Origin of the sequence: Pseudotabrizicola sp. 4114, from assembly GCF_031457365.1 — a bacterium.
In the GTDB taxonomy this organism is placed as follows: Bacteria; Pseudomonadota; Alphaproteobacteria; order Rhodobacterales; family Rhodobacteraceae; genus Pseudotabrizicola.
Genome location: NZ_JAVDWP010000001.1, coordinates 907,774 through 927,348, shown reverse-complemented (window position 1 = coordinate 927,348; position 19,575 = coordinate 907,774). Strand labels below are relative to the sequence as shown.

Annotated in this window: 18 protein-coding genes and 2 tRNA genes; 14 read left to right on the top strand and 6 right to left on the bottom strand. The window is 64.7% G+C overall.

Annotation, left to right across the window (positions count from 1 at the left end):
- Nucleotides 1–268: 268 nt before the first annotated feature.
- Nucleotides 269–358, bottom strand: a tRNA-Ser gene (locus J2X53_RS04560).
- A gap of 262 nt (nucleotides 359–620) precedes the next feature.
- Between J2X53_RS04560 and J2X53_RS04555 the strand changes: the two genes are divergently transcribed.
- The 7 genes from J2X53_RS04555 (at nucleotide 621) to J2X53_RS04525 (ending at nucleotide 6,969) form a co-directional block, all read left to right on the top strand.
- Nucleotides 621–1,457, top strand: a complete 837-nt coding sequence (locus J2X53_RS04555; RefSeq protein ID WP_349036259.1) for an SPOR domain-containing protein — start codon at nucleotides 621–623, stop codon at nucleotides 1,455–1,457.
- A gap of 81 nt (nucleotides 1,458–1,538) precedes the next feature.
- Complete coding sequence (locus J2X53_RS04550; RefSeq protein ID WP_349036310.1) at nucleotides 1,539–2,639, top strand: D-alanyl-D-alanine carboxypeptidase family protein; 1,101 nt, start codon at nucleotides 1,539–1,541, stop codon at nucleotides 2,637–2,639.
- Nucleotides 2,640–2,651: 12 nt separating this feature from the next.
- The gene (tmk, locus tag J2X53_RS04545) at nucleotides 2,652–3,275 is read left to right on the top strand and encodes a dTMP kinase (RefSeq protein WP_349036258.1); all 624 of its coding nucleotides are present in this window, start codon (nucleotides 2,652–2,654) and stop codon (nucleotides 3,273–3,275) included.
- Nucleotides 3,275–4,402 carry a DNA polymerase III subunit delta' gene (locus J2X53_RS04540; protein WP_349036257.1) on the top strand — a complete coding sequence of 376 codons (1,128 nt, stop codon included), beginning with the start codon at nucleotides 3,275–3,277 and terminating at the stop codon, nucleotides 4,400–4,402. The genes tmk and J2X53_RS04540 overlap by 1 nt, the downstream gene beginning before the upstream one ends.
- Nucleotides 4,403–4,409: 7 nt before the next feature.
- Nucleotides 4,410–5,222: a TatD family hydrolase gene (locus tag J2X53_RS04535; RefSeq protein ID WP_349036256.1), complete on the top strand. Its 813-nt coding sequence runs from the start codon at nucleotides 4,410–4,412 to the stop codon at nucleotides 5,220–5,222.
- The gene (locus J2X53_RS04530; protein ID WP_349036255.1) at nucleotides 5,219–6,034 is read left to right on the top strand and encodes an MBL fold metallo-hydrolase; all 816 of its coding nucleotides are present in this window, start codon (nucleotides 5,219–5,221) and stop codon (nucleotides 6,032–6,034) included. Before J2X53_RS04535 ends, J2X53_RS04530 begins: the two co-directional genes overlap by 4 nt.
- On the top strand, nucleotides 6,031–6,969 hold the full coding sequence (locus J2X53_RS04525) for an AEC family transporter (protein ID WP_349036254.1): 939 nt from the start codon (nucleotides 6,031–6,033) through the stop codon (nucleotides 6,967–6,969). Before J2X53_RS04530 ends, J2X53_RS04525 begins: the two co-directional genes overlap by 4 nt.
- 233 nt (nucleotides 6,970–7,202) lie before the next feature.
- Here J2X53_RS04525 and lipB read toward each other — a convergent pair whose 3' ends face one another.
- The gene (gene lipB / locus J2X53_RS04520) at nucleotides 7,203–7,895 is read right to left on the bottom strand and encodes a lipoyl(octanoyl) transferase LipB (protein WP_349036253.1); all 693 of its coding nucleotides are present in this window, start codon (nucleotides 7,893–7,895) and stop codon (nucleotides 7,203–7,205) included.
- Nucleotides 7,896–7,995: 100 nt separating this feature from the next.
- Here lipB and J2X53_RS04515 point away from each other — a divergent pair, with 100 nt between their 5' ends.
- The 6 genes from J2X53_RS04515 (at nucleotide 7,996) to J2X53_RS04490 (ending at nucleotide 14,519) form a co-directional block, all read left to right on the top strand.
- Nucleotides 7,996–9,471 carry a peptidoglycan-binding domain-containing protein gene (locus J2X53_RS04515; protein ID WP_349036252.1) on the top strand — a complete coding sequence of 492 codons (1,476 nt, stop codon included), beginning with the start codon at nucleotides 7,996–7,998 and terminating at the stop codon, nucleotides 9,469–9,471.
- A gap of 119 nt (nucleotides 9,472–9,590) precedes the next feature.
- Nucleotides 9,591–9,677: transfer RNA gene (locus J2X53_RS04510), tRNA-Leu, on the top strand.
- Between the two features lie 301 nt (nucleotides 9,678–9,978).
- On the top strand, nucleotides 9,979–11,079 hold the full coding sequence (locus tag J2X53_RS04505) for an ABC transporter ATP-binding protein (protein WP_349036251.1): 1,101 nt from the start codon (nucleotides 9,979–9,981) through the stop codon (nucleotides 11,077–11,079).
- Between the two features lie 77 nt (nucleotides 11,080–11,156).
- Nucleotides 11,157–12,233, top strand: a complete 1,077-nt coding sequence (locus J2X53_RS04500; protein WP_349036250.1) for an ABC transporter substrate-binding protein — start codon at nucleotides 11,157–11,159, stop codon at nucleotides 12,231–12,233.
- Between the two features lie 64 nt (nucleotides 12,234–12,297).
- Nucleotides 12,298–13,560, top strand: coding sequence for an ABC transporter permease (locus J2X53_RS04495; RefSeq protein ID WP_349036249.1), 1,263 nt, complete (start codon nucleotides 12,298–12,300; stop codon nucleotides 13,558–13,560).
- 5 nt (nucleotides 13,561–13,565) lie between these two features.
- Nucleotides 13,566–14,519, top strand: a complete 954-nt coding sequence (locus tag J2X53_RS04490) for an ABC transporter permease (RefSeq protein WP_349036248.1) — start codon at nucleotides 13,566–13,568, stop codon at nucleotides 14,517–14,519.
- A gap of 35 nt (nucleotides 14,520–14,554) precedes the next feature.
- Here the strand turns inward: J2X53_RS04490 and J2X53_RS04485 are convergent, their stop codons facing one another.
- The 4 genes from J2X53_RS04485 to J2X53_RS04470 form a co-directional block, all read right to left on the bottom strand.
- Nucleotides 14,555–15,052: a DUF2244 domain-containing protein gene (locus J2X53_RS04485; RefSeq protein WP_349036247.1), complete on the bottom strand. Its 498-nt coding sequence runs from the start codon at nucleotides 15,050–15,052 to the stop codon at nucleotides 14,555–14,557.
- A gap of 76 nt (nucleotides 15,053–15,128) precedes the next feature.
- Nucleotides 15,129–15,440, bottom strand: coding sequence for a hypothetical protein (locus tag J2X53_RS04480; RefSeq protein WP_349036246.1), 312 nt, complete (start codon nucleotides 15,438–15,440; stop codon nucleotides 15,129–15,131).
- A 163-nt stretch (nucleotides 15,441–15,603) separates the two neighbouring features.
- On the bottom strand, nucleotides 15,604–17,274 hold the full coding sequence (gene ctaD, locus J2X53_RS04475; RefSeq protein WP_349036245.1) for a cytochrome c oxidase subunit I: 1,671 nt from the start codon (nucleotides 17,272–17,274) through the stop codon (nucleotides 15,604–15,606).
- 288 nt (nucleotides 17,275–17,562) lie between these two features.
- Nucleotides 17,563–17,964: a cytochrome C gene (locus tag J2X53_RS04470; protein WP_349036244.1), complete on the bottom strand. Its 402-nt coding sequence runs from the start codon at nucleotides 17,962–17,964 to the stop codon at nucleotides 17,563–17,565.
- A 198-nt stretch (nucleotides 17,965–18,162) separates the two neighbouring features.
- Between J2X53_RS04470 and J2X53_RS04465 the strand changes: the two genes are divergently transcribed.
- Nucleotides 18,163–19,371, top strand: a complete 1,209-nt coding sequence (locus tag J2X53_RS04465; RefSeq protein ID WP_349036243.1) for a PLP-dependent aminotransferase family protein — start codon at nucleotides 18,163–18,165, stop codon at nucleotides 19,369–19,371.
- Nucleotides 19,372–19,575: the final 204 nt, after the last annotated feature.

Below are 19,575 nucleotides of genomic sequence, written 5' to 3'. Positions count from 1 at the left end.
TGGTGCTCCACGACCAGTCCCCCGCAAACTCAGTTGCAGGACGACATGCCCGAAGTCACTTCATGCCGAAACCACGGGGCTGGCGCACCGCTTACAACCAACTTGAATGGGGGGGAGGTTCGCTCGCCCTGAGCCGGAGGCGCATTCAGAGCCCGAAACGGGCCCGGCACGCGGTCTCTGAGGTTCGGACTGTTCCCGCAAACCCCTTTGAAAACACGGAAAATTCCGCGCCCTGCATGGGGGTGTCAATGGTTCGAAAGGGAGATAATGGCGGAAGCGGTGGGATTCGAACCCACGGTACGGTTCCCCGCACGCTAGTTTTCAAGACTAGAGCCTTAAACCACTCGGCCACACTTCCAGTTGGCACCGATTATCCGGGCTTGGCGGCGATTTCAAGCGGTGTGGTGCGGATTGGTCAACTGTGCGTGTCGATCTGTGACGATCGTTGCGCGCGCCCTTTCCACGCGGGGCGCACAACGGTATGATGCGGGCGCAAATCACGCTATGCATCGGGCAAGAGCCGCACCGGCAAGGAGCGGACACGGGAAAAAAGCGCAGGATGAACCTGCGCCCATCGGGGGCAAGGAATGGCACAGGCACGGATCAGGTCGCTTATCCTGATGACAGTCGCAAGCACGGCTCTGGCGGGTTGTGTGGAGGGCGGGAACCCGTTCAAGCGGGGCGACACCGCCGATGGCGCACAGACGCGGCCTGCGGCCTCGACCTCGACCCGGCTGGTCGACCGCGATGTCGAAGCGCCCGAGGTGTTCCAGACCAAGGACAAGGCGCTGTGGGATGGCCGCCCGTCGCTGGGTGGCGTCTGGATTGCCTCTCCCGATGCCAAAGACCCTGAGCGGGTGATCATCCGCAACACCGGCAATGGCAAATTCGTGATCGGCGCGCTGTTCCGGCGCGAGATCGAAAACCCCGGGCCCAAGCTGCAGATTTCGTCTGACGCGGCGGCGGCACTGGGCATTCTGGCAGGCGCGCCTGCCGATGTCAGCGTGATCGCGCTGCGCCGTGAGGAAGAACAGATCACCACCGACGCGACAAAGCCCATTCTTGATTCGTCGGAAACGGTGGAAACCCAGTCGCTGGACCCGATTGCAGGTGCCGCGGCGGCGCTGGACCGGGCCGATGGCAAACCGGTGTCACCGACAGCGGTGGCCCCTGTGGTCAGCGGCGGCACCGCGGCCCCTGCCCCGACGGCTGCGCCAAAACCCGCGGCTCCTGCGGCGGCGGCGGACGGGCGCGCCATTCAGATCGGGATCTTCTCGGTCGAGGCGAATGCCACCCGCGCGGCAGAAACGCTGAAAAAGGCCGGGATGACCGGCACTGTGCGGCGTGAGGAAAGCCAGGGCAAGGCGCTGTGGTCGGTGACCACGCGCGGTGATGCGGCGACGATGACAAAGGTCAAGGGTCTTGGCTTTCCCGATGCCTACTTCCTGAAACGATAAGCTGCCGGAGATCCGATGCGCACTTTGTTCCGCCCCCTGTTCCGCCCGGTTCTGACCGTGATTTTGCTGCTCGCCGCGCCCATGGTGCAGGCGTTCGAGACGCGGGCGACTGCAGCCTGGGTTTATGACGTGAGCACGGAAACGGTGCTGATGGACAAGAATGCCGATCTGGCCCTGCCGCCCGCCAGCATGTCAAAGCTGATGACCATCAACATGCTGTTCGAGGCGCTGCGCGATGGCCGGGTCACTATGGAGACCGCGTTTCCGGTCTCGGCCCGGGCGGCGGCGATGGGCGGCTCGACGATGTTCTTGCAGGAATCCGACCGGCCCACGGTCAGCGATCTGATCCACGGCATGATCGTCAACTCCGGCAATGACGCCTGTGTCGCTGTGGCCGAAGGGCTGGCGGGCACCGAAGAGGCGTTTGCCGATCAGATGACGGCGCGCGCGCGTGCCTTGGGGATGCAGCATTCGGTGTTCCGCAACGCGTCGGGCTGGCCTGCGGTGGGGCATGTGATGTCGATGCGCGATCTGGGCATTCTGTCCAAGCGGCTGATCGTCGATTTCCCCGAGTTCTACCCGATCTTTGCCGAGACGACCTTTGACTACAAAGGCCGCGCGCCGGCCAATGCCAACAACCGCAACCCGCTGCTGGCGCTGGGGGTCGGCGCTGACGGGCTGAAAACCGGCCACACGTCCGAGGCGGGCTATGGCCTTGCCGGATCGGCAGCGCAGGGCAACCGGCGGGTGATCTTTGTGATCACCGGGCTGGCCAGCGAACGCGAACGCGCCGAAGAGGCAGAGCGGATCGTGTCCTGGGCGTTCCGGCAATTTGCCGAGAAAACGCTGGTCAAGGCCGGGCAGCGCGTGGCTGAAGCGCCGGTCTGGATGGGGGCTGCTGACTCGGTCGGGCTGGTACCTGCGGCGGATGTGCGGTTGCTGGTGCCCGCGCTGGTGCAGGAAAACGCCACCGCCGAGGTGATCTATACCGGCCCGCTCAAGGCACCGCTGACGGCCGGCACGCCGGTGGGCGAAATGATCATCCACATCCCGGACCTGCCCGATGCCCGCGTACCGCTGGTGGTCGAGGCGGATGTCGCCAAGGGCGGCTTTGGCAAGCGGCTGCTGACGGCGGTCGATGCGCTGCGCGCACGCTATCTCGACGAGCAGCCCGCCTCCTGATAGGCGGGGGCTATGGCGGGGATTTTCATCAGTTTTGAAGGCATTGACGGCTCGGGCAAGTCAACGCAGGCGCGTCTGCTGGCCGATGCCCTGCGCGCGGCTGGCCATGGCGTGACCCTGACCCGCGAGCCGGGCGGCAGCGCCGGGGCCGAAGAGATCCGCCGTCTGGTGCTGGAAGGCGCGACCGACCGCTGGTCGGCCGAGACCGAAATCCTGCTGTTCACCGCCGCCCGCCGCGACCATGTCGAAAAGACCATCCGCCCGGCACTGGCGCGGGGCGATGTGGTGATCACCGACCGGTTTGCCGATTCTACCCGGATCTTTCAGGGCATCACCCGCGGCGATCTGTCGGCCACGGTCGATACGCTGCACGATCTGATGATCGGCATTGAACCGGACCTGACGCTGCTGGTCGATCTGGACCCTGCCCAAGGGCTGGCCCGCGCCACCGCCCGCGCCGGGGCCGAGATGCGGTTCGAGGATATGGGGCTGGCGTTTCAGACCCGCGCCCGGGCCGGGTTTCTGGCACTGGCCGCGCGTCATGCCCGCTTTCGCGTGATCGACGGCGCGCGCAGCCCCGAAGCGGTGGCCGCCGATGTGCTGGCACAAGCGCTGGCCGCGATCGGGGCGCGCTGATGGCCGCCGCCGACCTGCCCGAACCCGACCGGATCGAAGGCGCGCCGCACCCGCGCGAGACCCGGCGGCTGTTTGGCCATGACGCGGCGGAGAGTGCGTTTCTCAATGCCTTTACCTCGGGCCGCCTGCATCATGGCTGGCTGATCACCGGGCCAAAGGGCGTGGGCAAGGCCACGCTGGCCTGGCGCATCGCGCGGTTCTTGCTGGCCACACCGCCCGACGATGGCGGCATGTTCGCCGCCCCGCCGCCCGAGTCGATGGACATTCCCGCCGATGCCCCCGTGGCGCGCCGGATGCTGCAACTGGCCGAGCCGCGCCTGTTCCTGCTGCGGCGCGGGGCCAATGACAAGGAAACCGCGCTCTCTGCCGACATCAGGGTGGATGAGGTGCGCAAGATGAAATCCTTCTTCGCACTCTCAGCCGCCGATGGTGGCCGCCGGGTGGCGATCATCGACGCGGCCGATGATCTGAACACCGGCGCGGCCAATGCGCTGCTGAAACTGCTCGAAGAGCCGCCTGCCGATGTGACTTTCCTCGTCATCGCGCATCAGCCGCACCGGCTTTTGCCCACGATCCGGTCACGTTGCCGCGAGCTGCGGCTGACCGCGCTGCCGCCAGAACCCCTTGCGCGGGCGCTGGAACAGGCGGGGGGCGCGGTCGACCCGGATGATGTGCAGGCGCTTGGCGAGCTGGCCGGCGGCTCGGTGGGCGAGGCGTTCCGGCTGACCAATCTGGACGGGCTGAAAACCTATGCCGGGTTGATCCAGCTGTTCACCACCCTGCCCCGGCTGGACCGCCCGCGCGCGCTGACATTGGCTGAAACCGGAGCGGGCAAGGGATCGGAAGAGCGGTTTGATCTGATCATCACGCTGCTCGACCTGTTTCTGGCGCGGCTGGCGCGCGCCGGCACCCTGCGCCAGCTGCCGCCCGAGGCAGCGCGCGGTGAGGGCGATCTGTTTGCCCGTCTGGTGCCCACGGAACAGGCCGCACGGGGCTGGGCCGACCTTGCGCAAACCTTGTCGCTGCGGGCGCGCCGGGGCAAGGCGGTCAACCTTGACCCTGCCGCGCTTCTGATGGATAGCTTGCTCAAAATTGACGAGACGGCGGGCCAGCTCGCCCAGAAATGAGCGTTGCATGTCCCTCCGACAGCCCCCTGAAATCGTAGACAGTCACTGCCACCTTGATTTTCCCGACTTTGCGGGCGAGCTGGATCATGTCATCGCCCGCGCGCATGCCGCCGGGGTGCGGCGGATGGTGACAATCTGCACCCGGCTGCGCAATGAACCGGTCGTGCGCGCAATTGCCGAGGCGCACGCTTCGGTGTTTTACGCCGCAGGCACCCATCCGATGAGCGCGGCCGAAGAGCCGATGGCAACCGTCGATCAGCTGGTGGCGCTGGCGCAGCACCCGAAATTCGTGGGCATCGGCGAGACCGGGCTGGATTACCACTACACCGCCGAAACAAAGGCCGTGCAGCAGCAAAGCCTGCGCCTGCACATCACCGCGGCACAGGAAACCGGCCTGCCGCTGATCATTCACGCGCGCGGGGCTGATGAGGATATGGCGGCAATCCTGACCGAGGGCTATCGCGAGCGGCCCTATTCCTGCGTGATGCATTGCTTTTCCAGCGGTGAAGCACTGGCAAAGGCGGCGCTGGAGCTGGGGTTTTACCTGTCGATGTCGGGTATCGCCGCGTTTCCGCGCTCGCAGGCGCTGCGCGACATCTTTGCCGCCTGCCCGGTCGACCGGATCCTGCTGGAAACCGACAGCCCCTATCTGGCCCCGCCACCCCATCGCGGGCGGCGCAACGAACCGGCCTATACCGCCTATACCGGCAAGGCCGGGGCGGCTTTGTTCGGCCTGTCCGAGGCGGCCTTTGCCGCGCAGACCACCGCAAACTTTGACCGGCTGTTCACCCGCGCCCGCCTGCCGGACAGCGCAGCATGACTGACCGCCTGCGCTATACCATCCTTGGCTGCGGCTCCTCTGGCGGGGTGCCACGGCTTGGGATGGAAGTGCCGGACTGGGGCGCCTGCGATCCCGCCAACCCGAAGAACCGCCGCACCCGCTGTTCGATGCTGGTCGAGCGGATCGGCGCGCAGGGCATAACGCGGGTGCTGATCGACACCTCGCCCGACATGCATGCGCAATTGCTGGCGGCCCGGGTGGGGGCGCTGGACGGCGTGGCCTTTACCCATGCCCATGCCGATCATACCCATGGCATCGACGACCTGCGGCAGGTGGTGTTCAACATCCGCCGCCGCCTGCCGGTCTGGGCCGATGGCCCGACGCAGGAGGCGCTGATCTCGCGCTTTGGCTATGCCTTTGTCCAACCTGCGGGCAGCCCCTATCCGCCGATCCTCGATCTGAACACCATTACCGACGACACGCCGTTTACGGTGACCGGCGCGGGCGGCGATCTGACGCTGACGCCGTTTCTGTGCGAGCATGGCAGTATGGATGCCTTGGGCTTTCGCATCGGTAAGCTCGCCTATCTGCCCGACGCCGTGGCGATCCCCGAGGCACATTGGCCGCTGCTGACCGGGCTGGAGGTCTGGGTGGTCGATGCGCTGCGCCGCAAGCCGCACCCGACCCATGCCCATCTGGAGATGACGCTGGGCTGGATCGACCGCGCGCAGCCTGCGCGGGCGGTGCTGACCAACATGCACAATGATCTGGATTATGCGACGTTGCTGACCGAGCTGCCGCCCCATATCCGCCCCGCGTTTGATGGCATGGTGATCGAGATTTCGGCATGACCGCCCTCTTGGACGTGATCCTGCCGGTGTTCATGGTCATCGCCTTTGGCTACGCCGCCGCCCGCTTCGGGTTGTTTTCAGACTCTGCCGTCGACGGGCTGATGCGCTTTGCGCAGAATTTCGCGGTGCCGTGCCTGCTGTTCCGCTCTATCGCCACGCTGGATCTGTCCGGGGCCTATGAGACCGGGCTGCTGGTGTCGTTCTATGCCGGGGCGTTTAGCGGCTTTGCGGTCTGCTTTGTCGGGGCGCGCTGGCTGTTCAAACGACCGCTGACCGATTCTGTCGCCATCGGCTTTGCCGGGCTGTTCTCCAACTCGCTGCTGCTGGGCCTGCCGATCACCGAGCGGGCGTATGGGGTGGAGGCGCTGCAGGGCAATTTTGCCATCATCTCGATCCACTCCCCCATGCTGTACGGCTTTGGCATCGGGCTGATGGAATGGGCACGCACGCGCGGACAGGGACTGTCGGCGGCAGCCCTGTCGCGCCAGATCGGGCGGGCGGTATTTTCGCAGCCACTGGTGATCGGCATCAGCCTGGGCTTTGCCGTCAACCTGTCAGGCCTGCCGCTGCCGGGAGCGTTCTGGTCCGGGGTGGATCTGATGACCCGCGCCGCCATTCCTGCGGCGCTGTTCGGCCTTGGCGGCGTGCTTCTGCGCTATAAGCCAGAGGGCGACCGCGCCACCATCGCCATGGTCTGCGCCGCATCGCTGATCGTGCATCCGGGGGTGACCTGGCTGCTGGCAACGCAAGTCTTTGCGCTGGAGACTGCCGCCCTGCGCTCGGCAGTGGTGACGGCGGCGATGGCACCGGGCGTCAACGCCTATCTGTTCGCGCATATGTATGGCGTGGGCAAGCGGGTGAACGCCTCGGCAGTGCTGATCGCCACGGCCCTGTCGATCGGTTCGGTCTGGATGTGGCTGGCGATCCTGCCGTAAGCCTCGCGCCTGACGACAGGCTGAGGCATCTGGCCGCCACGCCCCCCCCACCCCAGCCCTCCCCCACAAGGGGGGAGGGAGGCACTTGTGCCGGATATGGTTTTGAACGTGACTTGCGGCTGAACCCGCGCCCAGCCCGCCCGTCAAGACAACACACCGCCGACAGGATCTGCGCCTCCCCTCCCCCTCGTGGGGAGGGGATGGGGGTGGGGGGCGATTGCACCGCCAGCCGGTCAGCCGGCGCAGGCTGGGGGACTGACCCCGTCGGGCCGCAGCCCGCCCTCGGGGAAAAACCGGGGAAACGTGGTTTTCAGCGCCAGATCCAGATCATCCAGCGTGACCGGCAGACCCAGATCGACCAGCGAGGTCACGCCCTGATCGCGGATGCCGCAAGGCACGATGCCCGAGAAATGCGACAGATCCGGCTCCACATTGATGGAAATGCCGTGAAAGCTGACCCAGCGCCGCAGTTTGACGCCAATCGCCGCGATCTTGTCCTCGGCGGGCTGTCCCTCCGGCCCAGCCCGGTCAGGGCGTGGCACCCAGACGCCGACCCGGCCGGGGCGCACCTCGCCGGTCACGTTGAATTCGGCCAGCGCCGCAATCACCCAGTTTTCCATCGCCCGCACAAAGCAGCGCACATCGCGCCCCCGCGCGCCGACATCGAGCATCACATAGACCACCCGCTGCCCCGGCCCGTGATAGGTGTACTGCCCGCCCCGCCCCACGGCATGCACCGGGAAACGGTCCGGATCGGTCAGATCGGCGTCGCGCGCGCTGGTGCCGGCGGTATAGAGCGGCGGATGCTCCAGCAGCCAGATCGCCTCGGGCGCATCACCACGCGCAATCGCCTCGGCCCGCGCCTCCATCGCTGCGAGGGTTTCGAGATAGGGGGAAAGACCGGGAAGGTGCAGCCATTCGGGCATGGGGGGCCTGTGGGTAAGGAAAAGAGGACTAGGCAGCTCGCGGGATTGTGATAGCCTTTTGGCCTATTGAAGGTGAGTCTGCTATTTGGGGAGAGATGTGATGAAGTTCAAAGCAATTGCAACCGTCGGGATCATCGCAGGGCTGGGCCTGACCCCGGCAGAGCCGGTTCGTGCCGATGCGGGCGACGCGATTGCGGGCGCGCTGATCGGCGGCATCCTCGGCCATGCCATCGCCCGCGACCAGCAAAAGCGTCAGGCCACCACGCAGCGCCGGTCAACCAAATCGGCCAAACCCGGGATCTCCAGCGCGCAGCGTGAGGCCAACCGCGAGGTGCAGACCGCGCTCAATCACTTCGGCTACCCGGTCGGCACGCCGGACGGCTCCATCGGCCCCAAAAGCCGCGCGGCGATTTCCAGCTATCAGGCCACGCTGGGCTATCCGCCCAGCGGGCAGCTGACCGATTACGAACGCTCGGTGCTGGTCACCGCCTATCACCGCGCGATTGCGGGCGGGCCGGTGGTGGCGCAGGCGGCAGCAACGCATCCGATGGGCATGAAGGGCCTGCTGCTGATGCAGCGCGACGAGATGGCGGGCATTCCGCCCGCAATGGCGGCGGTGCCTGCCGCCCCCGTTGCGCCCCCGGCTGGGGTGATGGCCGCAGCCCCGGCCCTGCCCGCGCTGATGCCCGAGGCCGCGCCGGTGGCGGTTGCGGCCGCCCCGGCCCTGCCCAGTTTCATGGGCGCGGGCAGCACGCAGGTCTCGCTCGCCAGCCATTGCAACAAGATCAGCCTGATGACCAACACCAATGGCGGCTATGTGACCGAGGCCAGCATGACCGACCCCGGCTTTGCACTGGGGGAGCAGTTCTGTCTGGCCCGGACCTATGCGATGGCCACGGGCGAAGAGCTGGCGGGCAAGGTTGCGGGCTACACCCCCACCCAGATCGCCGAGCAATGCGCGGGCTTTGGCCCGGTGCTGGCCGAGCATGTGGCCGGGCTGTCGCTGAAACCCCGCGATGAGGTGCTGAGCGGGGTGCAGGGCTTTATCCTTGGCTCAGGCATGTCGCCTGCGCAATTGTCGGGCACGGCCAGGGTCTGCCTTGGCGTCGGCTATACCACCGATGCGATGGATGTGGCGGTCGGCTCAGCGCTGCTGCTGACCGCGTTGGGCGAGGCGGGCTATGCCGAACTGCTGGGCCATCACCTGAGCCAGGGTTACGGTGCCACCGTGCGGCCCGAGCTGGCGCTGGACTGGTACGACATGGGGCTGACCGCCATCGGCCAGGGTCAGGCGGTGTTTGCGCCCGGTCTGGGCGACCGGGGCGCGGTGATCCGCAAGGCCGCCTATACCGCAGCAGGCCGCGCCGATGCGCTGGTGCCGGTGGTGCCTGCCACCCTGCCGCAGTTTGCGGTCGCGCCCGAGCCGGTCCCGGCTGCCGCAGCCATCGCACCGCAACCGGTTGCGCCCGCGCAAACCGTGGCACAGGCCGACGCCACCACCCCGGCAGCCGACTCAGCAGGTGCGCGGGTGGTGATGTCGGCGGCAAAGCTGCCGTTTCTGCTCTTGGGCAACTGAGACGGTGGGCGGTTTTCACACGGTCAGCCGGGCGCTGCAGAGAAAGCGGCGGGGGGCGTAGAATCCCTCTTTCCTTCGCCGCGCGGCTTCGCTAAAAGCCCGCCATCTAGGTCGTGTCTGCGGATGTGGCGGAATTGGTAGACGCGCAGCGTTGAGGTCGCTGTTCTTTAATCGGAGTGAAAGTTCGAGTCTTTTCATCCGCACCACGACCTGGAATTTCCTCAGAAGGCGCCCCTTGAACCGGGCGCCTTCTGGCGTTTTGGGCCCCTGCGCGCCGCGCCCCCTCCTCCCGCCGCTCCGGCAGGCCAAAGCGCAGGCAATTTGTCCGCGTTCTGCCTGTCAACTGCCGCAACAGACGGCGAAAGCGGCGCAATATGACTGATTTTCCCGCAATCGACATGCAATGCCTTAAATTACGACATGCCAGTTGCAATGCAGAGCAGCATTGGCTTTAGTCACTTTAACAAGCGCAGATTAACTGCCGGACCACATGGGGAGACCAGCGCGGTGAGCGAAAGCCACAACGACGCCTTTGTTGCCTTTGACCGGGTGCAAAAAAGCTATGACGGGGTAAGCCTTGTCGTCAAAGACCTTAATCTGACCATCGCCAAGGGTGAGTTCCTGACCATGCTCGGGCCGTCAGGCTCGGGCAAGACCACCTGCCTGATGATGCTTGCCGGGTTCGAGACCGCCACCAATGGCGAGATCCGGCTGGATGGCACCAACATCAACATGGTGCCGCCGCACAAGCGCGGCATCGGCATGGTGTTTCAGAATTACGCGCTGTTTCCGCATATGACGGTGGGCGAAAACCTGTCCTTTCCGCTCGAAGTGCGCGGGATGGGCAAATCTGACCGCGACGCCAAAGTGAAGCGCGCGCTCGATATGGTGCAGATGGGGGCTTTCGCCAACCGTCGCCCGGCCCAACTGTCCGGCGGTCAGCAACAGCGGATCGCGCTGGCCCGCGCACTGGTGTTTGACCCCAAGCTGGTCTTGATGGACGAACCGCTGGGCGCGCTGGACAAACAGCTGCGTGAACATATGCAGTTTGAAATCAAGCATCTGCACGAAAGCCTTGGCATCACGGTCGTCTATGTCACCCATGATCAGGGCGAAGCGCTGACGATGTCGGACCGCATCGCCGTGTTCAACGATGGCCGAATCCAGCAGCTGGCCCCGCCCGCTGATCTGTATGAACGCCCCGACAACAGCTTTGTGGCGGGCTTCATCGGCGAGAACAACAAGCTGCCCGGCACGCTGGAAGAGCTGTCGGGCGACAAGGCGCTGGTGCGGCTGGCCACGGGTGAGCTGATTGACGCAACCCCCGTCAACGTCACGCAAAAAGGCCAGCAGACCATGGTCTCGATCCGGCCCGAACGGGTGGAGTTCAAGACCGGCATGATGCCCGATGGCGCGCATATGATCGGGGCCGAAGTGCTGGAGGTCATCTATATGGGTGACATCCTGCGCACCCGGCTGCGGGTCGCGGGGTCGGATGACTTCGTGATGAAATGCCGCAACACCCAAGGTCAGACCCGTCTGACCCCGGGTGAGCAGATAAAGGTCGGCTGGCATCCGCAGGATGCCCGCGCGCTCGACCCGATCTGACCAATTCCCCGGCCACAAGGGGAGCGCCGCAAACAGCGGCCCAAAGAACCACCGATAACCAACATGGGAGCTTGCCAATGAAGAAACTTCTTGTCCTGTCCACTGCCCTTTCGGGCTTTGGCCTTGCCGCTTCGGCACAGGAAATCGCCGTCATGTCCTGGGGTGGCGCTTATGCCACCAGCCAGATCGAGGCCTATCACAAGCCGTTCGCTGCCGAGACCGGGATCAAAGTCATCAACGTCGATGCCGACAACCCGGCCGCTCCGATCAAGGCGCAGGTCGAAGCGGGCAACGTGACCATCGACGTGGTCGATCTGGAATATGCCGATGCCGTGCGCATGTGCGACGAAGGCCTGCTGGAAGTGCTGGACCCGGCGATTCTGGCCGCCGGTGCCGATGGCACAGCCGCCATGGATGACTTCCTGCCCGGCGCTGTAACCGATTGCTTTGTCGCGACCATCGTTTTCTCGACCAACTTTGCTTACGACTCGACCAAGTTCCCTGAAAATCCACCGACGACGATTGCGGACTTCTTTGACACCACCACCTATCCGGGCAAGCGCGGCATGCGCAAAGGCGCCAAGGTCAACCTTGAAATGGCGCTGATGGCCGATGGTGTGCCTGCGGATGAGGTTTATGCCATGCTGGAAACGCCGGAAGGCGTGGAGCGGGCCTTTGCCAAGCTGGGCACGATCAAATCCGACATGATCTGGTGGGAAGCCGGCGCGCAACCGCCGCAGCTGCTGGCCGATGGCGAAGTGGTGATGACCACCGGCTATAACGGCCGCTTCTTCTCGGCCGCTGTGACCGAGGGCAAGCCCTTTGTGCAGGTGTTTGACGGGCAGGTCTATGAATATGACGGCTACGCCATCCCCAAGGGCGCGCCCAACATGGATACGGCCAAGCAGTTCCTGACCTATGCCACCACGACGCAGGCGCTGGCCGATCAGGCCAAGTGGATCGCTTATGGCCCGGCGCGCGTGTCTTCGGGCCCGCTGGTCGGGTTGTTCATGGATGGCAAGACCGAGATGGGCCCGAACATGCCCACCTCTGCCGCCAACCTGACCAATGCGCTGCCGTCGTCCTATGAGTTCTGGGTCGACCGCGACACCGAGCTGAACGAGCGTTTCAACGCCTGGCTGGCGTCGAACTGATCTGAATCAGGCGCGGGGCGGCGGCACAACCGCCGCCCCGATCCGTTGCAAAGGGGGTTTTCTGATGGCTGACATTTCTGCACCTGCCGGGGGTCTCTTGACCACCAGCGACGGCCGCCCGCTGAAATCGGCGCTGGCCACCGCGCAACAGCGCGCCAAGCGGCGGGCGTTCCTGCTGGTGCTGCCGCTGCTGGCCTTTATCGTCATCACCTTTATCGTGCCCATCGGGCAGTTGATGCATCAGGCGATCTACAATGACGGGTTTTCCGCCAACATGCCGCGCACCACGGCATGGTTTGCCGAAACCCCGCCCGGCACAGCGCCGGACGATATCGCATGGGAAGCGCTCGCGCTGGATCTGAAAGACGCCGCCGCCGCGCGCAGCGTCGGCGTGGTCGGCACCCGGGTCAATTACGAGATGTCGGGCACCCGGTCACTGTTCACCTCGACCGCGCGCCGGGCCGACGATTTCGAGCCGCCCTATCGGGACGCGCTGCTGGCGGCAGATGAAAAATGGGCGGACCCCAATCTGTGGGGCACGATGCGGCAGGTGTCGGATGCCTATAGCGCCAACTTTTTCCTCGCCGCGATCGACATGACCCGGGATGTGAATGGCAAGATCGTGCCCATGCCCGAGGAACGACAGATCTATGTCAGCCTGTTCGTAAAGACCTTCCTGCTGGCCGGGCTGATCACATTCACCTGCTTTCTGCTGGGCTTTCCGATTGCGCATCTGCTGGCAACCCTGCCGATGAAATGGTCCAACCTGCTGATGATCCTTGTGCTTCTGCCGTTCTGGACCTCGCTTCTGGTGCGCACCACCAGCTGGATGGTGCTGCTGCAGCAACAGGGCGTGATCAACAACACCCTGGTGGCACTGGGGATCATCAGCGAGGATGGGCGGATCCAGATGATCTACAACCAGATGGGCACGATCATTGCGATGACGCATATCCTGCTGCCGTTCATGATCCTGCCGCTCTATTCGGTGATGCGCCCGATCCCGCCCTCCTATGTGCGCGCTGCGCGCTCTCTTGGCGCCACCAGCTGGACTGCGTTCCGCCGGGTCTACCTGCCGCAGACCTTGCCGGGCGTGGGCGCCGGGTCGCTCTTGGTGTTCATTCTGGCGGTCGGCTATTACATCACCCCGGCGCTGGTCGGCGGGGCAAGCGGTCAGCTGATCTCCAACCTGATCGCCTTTCACATGCAAAGCAGCCTGAACTGGTCCCTCGCGTCGGCCCTTGCCGCCCTGTTGCTGGGCGCGGTGCTGGTGCTGTACTGGATCTACGACCGGCTGGTCGGTATCGACAACCTCAAGCTCGGGTGATCTGAATGTCCCTTCCCGTTTACGCATCCCCGCTGGAGCGCGTCTGGCATTACACCAGACTGGTGATCTGCGCGCTGATCTTTCTGTTCCTGATCGCGCCGATCCTGATCGTCATGCCGCTGTCGTTCAATGCCGAGCCTTACTTTACCTTTACCGAAAAGATGCTGGCCTTTGATCCCACCGGCTATAGCCTGCGCTGGTACGATCTGTTGCTGACCCAGCCCTCGATCCCCACCGATGTGCCGCGCGATGCGGCGTGGTGGTCGCTGGTCTGGCAGAACAGTGCCTGGGTCAACGCGGCCAAGAATTCGGTAATCATCGGGTTTTTCTCGACCATCGTGGCCACCGTGCTGGGCACCATCGCCGCACTGGGCCTGTCGCGGCCGGAAATGCCCAACCGGCGGCTGATCATGGCGATCCTGATCTCGCCGATGATCGTGCCGATCATCATCACCGCCACGGGGCTGTTCTTTTTCTACTCCAGCCCCTGTGCGCTGCTGAACTGGACCGGGCTTGCGCAGCACTGCGGGCGGCTGACCGGCAGCTATCTGGGCGTTGTACTGGCCCACGCGACGCTTGGCATTCCCTTTGTCATCATCACCGTCACCGCCACGCTGATCGGCTTTGACCAGTCGCTGAACCGCGCTGCCGCCAGCCTGGGCGCGCCGCCGACCACCACGTTCTTCAAGGTCACCATGCCGCTGATCCTGCCGGGCGTGATCTCGGGCGCGCTGTTTGCCTTTGTCACCTCGTTTGACGAGGTGGTGGTGGTGCTGTTCGTCGCAGCCCATGACCAGCAGACCATTCCGCGCCAGATGTGGAACGGCATCCGCGAACAGATCAGCCCCGCCATCCTGTCGGTGGCGACCATTCTGGTGGTGATCTCGATCGGCATGCTGGCCACGCTGGAAATCTTGCGCCGCCGCTCCGAGCGGCTGCGCGGTGTGACGCCACACTGATACCCATCGCCCCCCCTGCCCCGAAACGGGCAGGGTCAGCCCTTGTGCCCGGCCAGCGCGGCGCGCAGCTCAGCCGACAGGCTGACCCGCTCATCCTCGGACAAAAACGCCCCGATCTCGACCGGGCGCGGGCCGCCGTGCAGGGTCAGGTATTGCGGCACCGGGCCGCCGGTCTTGTGCATCTCGACCCGCACCCAATGCGGATTGGCCTGCCATTCGGCATGGGTCTTGCGCGGCCCCTGCCGGGTCAGGGTGATCAGCGCCGGCGTCAGGGTCAGGTCTTCGACAATCTCGGCATCCCGGTAGCTGCGCTGCAGCGCCCACCAGACCCCGGCCACCGCCAGCACCAGAAACGGCAACAGCCCCCACAACACCGGCGAGCCCAGCACCGTCAGCAGCGGCAGCGCGATCAGCGCCGAAGTGCCACCGATGAACCAGACAAACCCCTGTCGCGGCAGCGACCGGTACGGCCAAAGCCGCAGATGCCGGGTATCGCTGTCGGTCAGGTCGGGCGGAAGCCACTGATAGGGCATGGCGGGGTGCGGTCCTCTTGCTCAGGCCCGGAGAATAGAGCGGCATGTGGCAATGTCCATGCCCGGCCACCTGTGATCAGCGGTCACAGGTGATCTGCACCTCGTGCTGACGATACAGAAAATCCTCCCGCACCACCTCCACCCCCACCGGACGCGAAGAATACAGGCTGTACTCGCCAAACCCGCACAGCTGCCGCGCCTCGGCGGCGATCTGGTCACGGAATGCCAGCTCGCGGGTATCGGTCACGGTATAGGCACGGTCGATGGTAAAGCTGTGCAGCGCCTCCGGCGCAGGGCCGGTGGTCGCCATGCTGACGGCATCGCTGGCACCGGACCGGACACAGGCGGCGAGGATCAGGGGCAGGATAAACACAAAGCGGGCGGTCATAAGGGCACGTCCTTTTGGGGCGTCAGATCCGGCACAGTATCCCGCAGATCGGCCCCGGGGTCAAAGTCTGGCGATCCTGACCCGGCGGCAGCCCGTCTCTGGCCCCCCGCCCCATGCAAAAAGGCCCCGGATCGCTCCGGGGCCTTTCGCTTTGGTGTCAGCCTCAGTGGCCGTGTGCCTTGTCCCAGTCTTCGCGCTTTGGCAGTTGCTCGAACGTGTGTTCGGGCGGCGGCGAGGTCAGGGTCCATTCCAGCGTGTCGGCGTATTCGTTCCAGTAGTTGTTCTGGGTCACGCGGCGGCCGAACTTCAGTGCGTAGAACATCATGACGATGAAGAACACGAAGGACGCAAAGGATAGGAACGCACCGATCGACGAGACATAGTTCCAGTAGGCAAACGCCTCCGGATAGTCGATGTAACGGCGCGGCATGCCCTGACGGCCCAGGAAGTGCTGCGGGAAGAAGGTCAGGTTGGCCCCGATGAACATCGCCCAGAAGTGCAGCTTGCCCGCCCATTCCGGGAACTCCCGGCCCGACATCTTGCCGAACCAGTAGTAGATCCCGGCAAAGATCCCGAACACGGCACCCAACGACATCACGTAGTGGAAGTGCGCGACGACATAGTAGGTGTCATGATAGGCGCGGTCGACGCCAGCCTGGCTCAGCACGATGCCAGTCACACCACCGACGGTGAACAGGAACAAAAAGCCGAACGCCCAGAGCATCGGCGTCTTGAACTCGATCGAGCCGCCCCACATGGTCGCGATCCACGAAAAGATCTTGATGCCGGTCGGCACCGCGATGACCATGGTGGCCAGCATGAAGTACGACTGCTGGGTCAGCGACATACCGACGGTGTACATGTGGTGCGCCCAGACGACAAAGCCCAGAACACCAATTGCAACCATCGCATAGACCATCGGCAGATAGCCGAAGATCGGCTTGCGCGAGAAGGTGGCGATGACCTGAGAGATGATGCCAAAGGCTGGCAGCACGATGATATACACCTCCGGGTGGCCAAAGAACCACAGGATGTGCTGATACAGGATCGGGTCGCCGCCGCCTTCGGGCTGGAAGAAGGTGGTGCCGAAGTTGCGGTCGGTCAGCAGCATGGTGATCGCACCCGCCAGAACCGGCAGCGCCAGCAGGATCAGCCAGGCGGTGACAAAGATCGACCAGGCGAACAGCGGCACCTTGTGCATGGTCATGCCCGGCGCGCGCATGTTCAGAAAGGTGGTGATGATGTTGATCGCACCCAGAATCGACGAGGCCCCCGACAGGTGAACCGCGAAAATCGCGAGATCCATCGAATAGCCGCCCTCATTGGTCGACAGCGGCGGGTACAGCACCCAGCCCACGCCCGACCCAAGCTGGCCATTGCCGCCCGGCGTCAGCACCGAGGCCACGGCCAGAGCCGTACCCGCGATGTAAAGCCAGTAGCTGAGGTTGTTCAGGCGCGGAAACGCCATATCCGGCGCGCCGATCTGCAACGGCATGAAGTAGTTGCCAAAGCCCCCGAACAGGGCCGGGATCACCACAAAGAACATCATCAGGATGCCATGGGCGGTGATCAGCACGTTCCAGAGGTGGCCGTTGGGCGTACACTGGTCGGTGGTGGTGGCAATCAGCCGAGCGCCTTCGGCACACATGTATTGCACGCCCGGTTCCATCAGCTCCATCCGCATGTAGACGGTGAAGATGACCGAGATCAGGCCGACGATACCGCCGGAGAACAGGTAAAGAATCCCGATGTCTTTGTGGTTGGTCGACATGAACCAGCGGGTGAAGAACCCTCGCTGATCATGGTCGTGGCCATGGATGGCTGCGTCCGCCATTGGCGTCTCCCGTTTTTGTTATGTGCGATCGTCCGACCAGCGGAGTCGGATATTCAGCTTTGGTAATAGCTTTCAGAACGGGTGGCGGCAACGGGGGAATTTGATCTGGATCAAGTGCAGATGTCGCAGGGGGTTGAAAAATGCACCGGATTTTTGCGTCAGGCCCGCAGCGGCGGCGGAAAGGCCCTCAAAGCGGTCGCTGGACCGTGCAGAACCGCGGGTCAATGGCGCACAAGACAAAGGGCGCGCCGCTGCGGCACGCCCCCAGATTTGCGGCAGATCAGCGCTTCAGTTCTGGGTGGCCAGATAGGCCGCCACGTCTTCGGCCTTGGCGCGCAGCTTGAAGGTCATCTTCGACTTGGCCGCCGTATCGCCGGTCTGTTCTTTCAGCCAGACGGCAGGATCGGTCATATAGGCAGCAAGGCTCGCCTCATCCCAGACAGCCCCGGCAGAGCCAACCGCAAGGATGCTCTCGCCATATTTGAAATCCGCGACAGAAGCGACCGGCCGGCCCACGACGCCGAACAGGTCCGGCCCGGTCTTGCCGCCCTTGACGATGGTGGTGCCGTCAGCGGCGGTTAGGCCGTGGCAGGATTTGCACTTGGCAAATTCCTTTTCGCCCACAGCGGCATCCCCGGCAAACACGGGGGCGGCGCACAAGGCAAAGATGGCGGCATAGAGGGGTTTCATCAAAGGCTCCTTTGCGAAGATCTGGCGTGACGATAGCTTTGATCTCAGCCATGCCTTGTGTCGCAGGACAGAGCAAGCCGCACCAATGTCGCAGGCATGGGTCAGCATTATTGACTTGCTTACCCCGGCGCGGCAGGGTGCGCGTCAAACGGGCGGCGTGCAGCGCGCCCGCGCAGGAATGACCGGGAGGACACGGCAATGCACTGGGAACAGGTTCTGGCGCCACGCATGGGGCGGATGAAGGCATCGGAAATCCGCGAACTGCTGAAATTGCTGGATCAGCCCGACATCATCTCGTTTGCCGGCGGCATCCCTGACCCGGCACTGTTTCCGGTCGCCGCGTTTCAGGGCGCGCTGACCGCCGCCCTTGCCCCCGGCAAGGCCGATGCCGCGCTGCAATACTCGGTGAGCGAGGGTTATCTGCCGCTGCGCCAATGGCTGGCCGCGCATATGGCCGGGCTGGGGATTCCCTGCGGCGTCGACAACATCCTGATCACCTCGGGCTCGCAACAGGCGCTGGACTATCTGGGCAAGCTGATGATCGGCACGGGTGATACCGTGCTGGTGAACTGGCCGACCTATATGGGCGCTTTGGGCGCGTTCAACGCCTATGAGCCGGTCTATGACCGGCTCGACCCGCGCGAAAACCGGGGGGCGGCGGAATACACCGCCAAGGCGGCCGAGGCCGGCGGCCGGGTGAAATTCGCCTATCTCTCGGTCGATTTCGCCAACCCGACCGGCGAGACGATCCCCCGCGCCGACCGCGAACGGGTGCTGGATCTGGCCGATGATCTGGGCGCCGCGATTGTCGAGGATGCCGCCTATCAGGCGCTGCGCTTTGACGGCGAGGCGGTGCCGCCGATTCTGGTGCTGGAAATCGCCCGTAAAGGCAGCATCGAAGACTGCCGCACGATCTATTGCGGCTCGTTCTCCAAAACGCTTGCCCCCGGCTTGCGGGTGGGCTGGGTCTGCGCCGCCAGCCCGGTGATCGGGCGGCTGGTGCTGATGAAACAGGCCGCCGATCTGCATTCCAGCACCCTGAACCAGATGGCGATTGCCGATGTCGCCGCCACCCTGTTCGAGAGCCATGTGGCGGGCCTGCGCGCGGTCTACAAGGCGCGGCGCGACCACATGCTGGCGGCGCTGTCGCGTGAGATGCCAGAGGGCGTCGCATGGACCCGCCCCGAAGGCGGCATGTTCGTCTGGATCACCCTACCCGAAGGCATGGACGGTGCCGATCTGCTGGCCCGCTCGCTGGAAACCGAGCGGGTGGCCTTTGTGCCGGGGCGCGCGTTCTTTGCCGATGGCTCGGGCGGCAACACCATCCGCCTGAGCTTTTCCCGCGCCGATGAGGCGGCGATTGACGAAGGCATCAGACGGCTGGGCCGGTTGATCGCAGCGGGGTGAGCGGGTGCCTGCCTCTGCCGGGGATGGGCTGGCATTGGGGCATAAGGGTCTGAAATCACGAAAAAATTCCGGGTATGCGCCGGGTCTGGCCCGCGTCTGGTGTGCGTCTGGCTGACGTCATGACGTTGGTGCGGCCGCGCCTGATGATCTGACCGGCAGAACCTGCGCCTCCCCCCCCCTCTGTGGGGAGGGGATGGGGGTGGG

Bases quoted from the DNA above. Each gene is read 5' to 3' on its own strand.
- J2X53_RS04480 (WP_349036246.1), bottom strand. From the start codon at position 15,440: ATGACCGCCCGCTTTGTGTTTATCCTGCCCCTGATCCTCGCCGCCTGT.
- J2X53_RS04500 (WP_349036250.1), top strand. From the start codon at position 11,157: ATGAAGAAACTTCTTGTCCTGTCCACTGCCCTTTCGGGCTTTGGCCTT.
- J2X53_RS04465 (WP_349036243.1), top strand. From the start codon at position 18,163: ATGCACTGGGAACAGGTTCTGGCGCCACGCATGGGGCGGATGAAGGCA.
- J2X53_RS04485 (WP_349036247.1), bottom strand. From the start codon at position 15,052: ATGCCCTATCAGTGGCTTCCGCCCGACCTGACCGACAGCGATACCCGG.
- J2X53_RS04515 (WP_349036252.1), top strand. From the start codon at position 7,996: ATGAAGTTCAAAGCAATTGCAACCGTCGGGATCATCGCAGGGCTGGGC.
- J2X53_RS04525 (WP_349036254.1), top strand. From the start codon at position 6,031: ATGACCGCCCTCTTGGACGTGATCCTGCCGGTGTTCATGGTCATCGCC.
- tmk (WP_349036258.1), top strand. From the start codon at position 2,652: ATGGCGGGGATTTTCATCAGTTTTGAAGGCATTGACGGCTCGGGCAAG.
- J2X53_RS04555 (WP_349036259.1), top strand. From the start codon at position 621: ATGACAGTCGCAAGCACGGCTCTGGCGGGTTGTGTGGAGGGCGGGAAC.
- lipB (WP_349036253.1), bottom strand. From the start codon at position 7,895: ATGCCCGAATGGCTGCACCTTCCCGGTCTTTCCCCCTATCTCGAAACC.
- J2X53_RS04470 (WP_349036244.1), bottom strand. From the start codon at position 17,964: ATGAAACCCCTCTATGCCGCCATCTTTGCCTTGTGCGCCGCCCCCGTG.
- J2X53_RS04495 (WP_349036249.1), top strand. From the start codon at position 12,298: ATGGCTGACATTTCTGCACCTGCCGGGGGTCTCTTGACCACCAGCGAC.
- J2X53_RS04490 (WP_349036248.1), top strand. From the start codon at position 13,566: ATGTCCCTTCCCGTTTACGCATCCCCGCTGGAGCGCGTCTGGCATTAC.
- ctaD (WP_349036245.1), bottom strand. From the start codon at position 17,274: ATGGCGGACGCAGCCATCCATGGCCACGACCATGATCAGCGAGGGTTC.
- J2X53_RS04535 (WP_349036256.1), top strand. From the start codon at position 4,410: ATGTCCCTCCGACAGCCCCCTGAAATCGTAGACAGTCACTGCCACCTT.
- J2X53_RS04530 (WP_349036255.1), top strand. From the start codon at position 5,219: ATGACTGACCGCCTGCGCTATACCATCCTTGGCTGCGGCTCCTCTGGC.
- J2X53_RS04550 (WP_349036310.1), top strand. From the start codon at position 1,539: ATGGTGCAGGCGTTCGAGACGCGGGCGACTGCAGCCTGGGTTTATGAC.
- J2X53_RS04540 (WP_349036257.1), top strand. From the start codon at position 3,275: ATGGCCGCCGCCGACCTGCCCGAACCCGACCGGATCGAAGGCGCGCCG.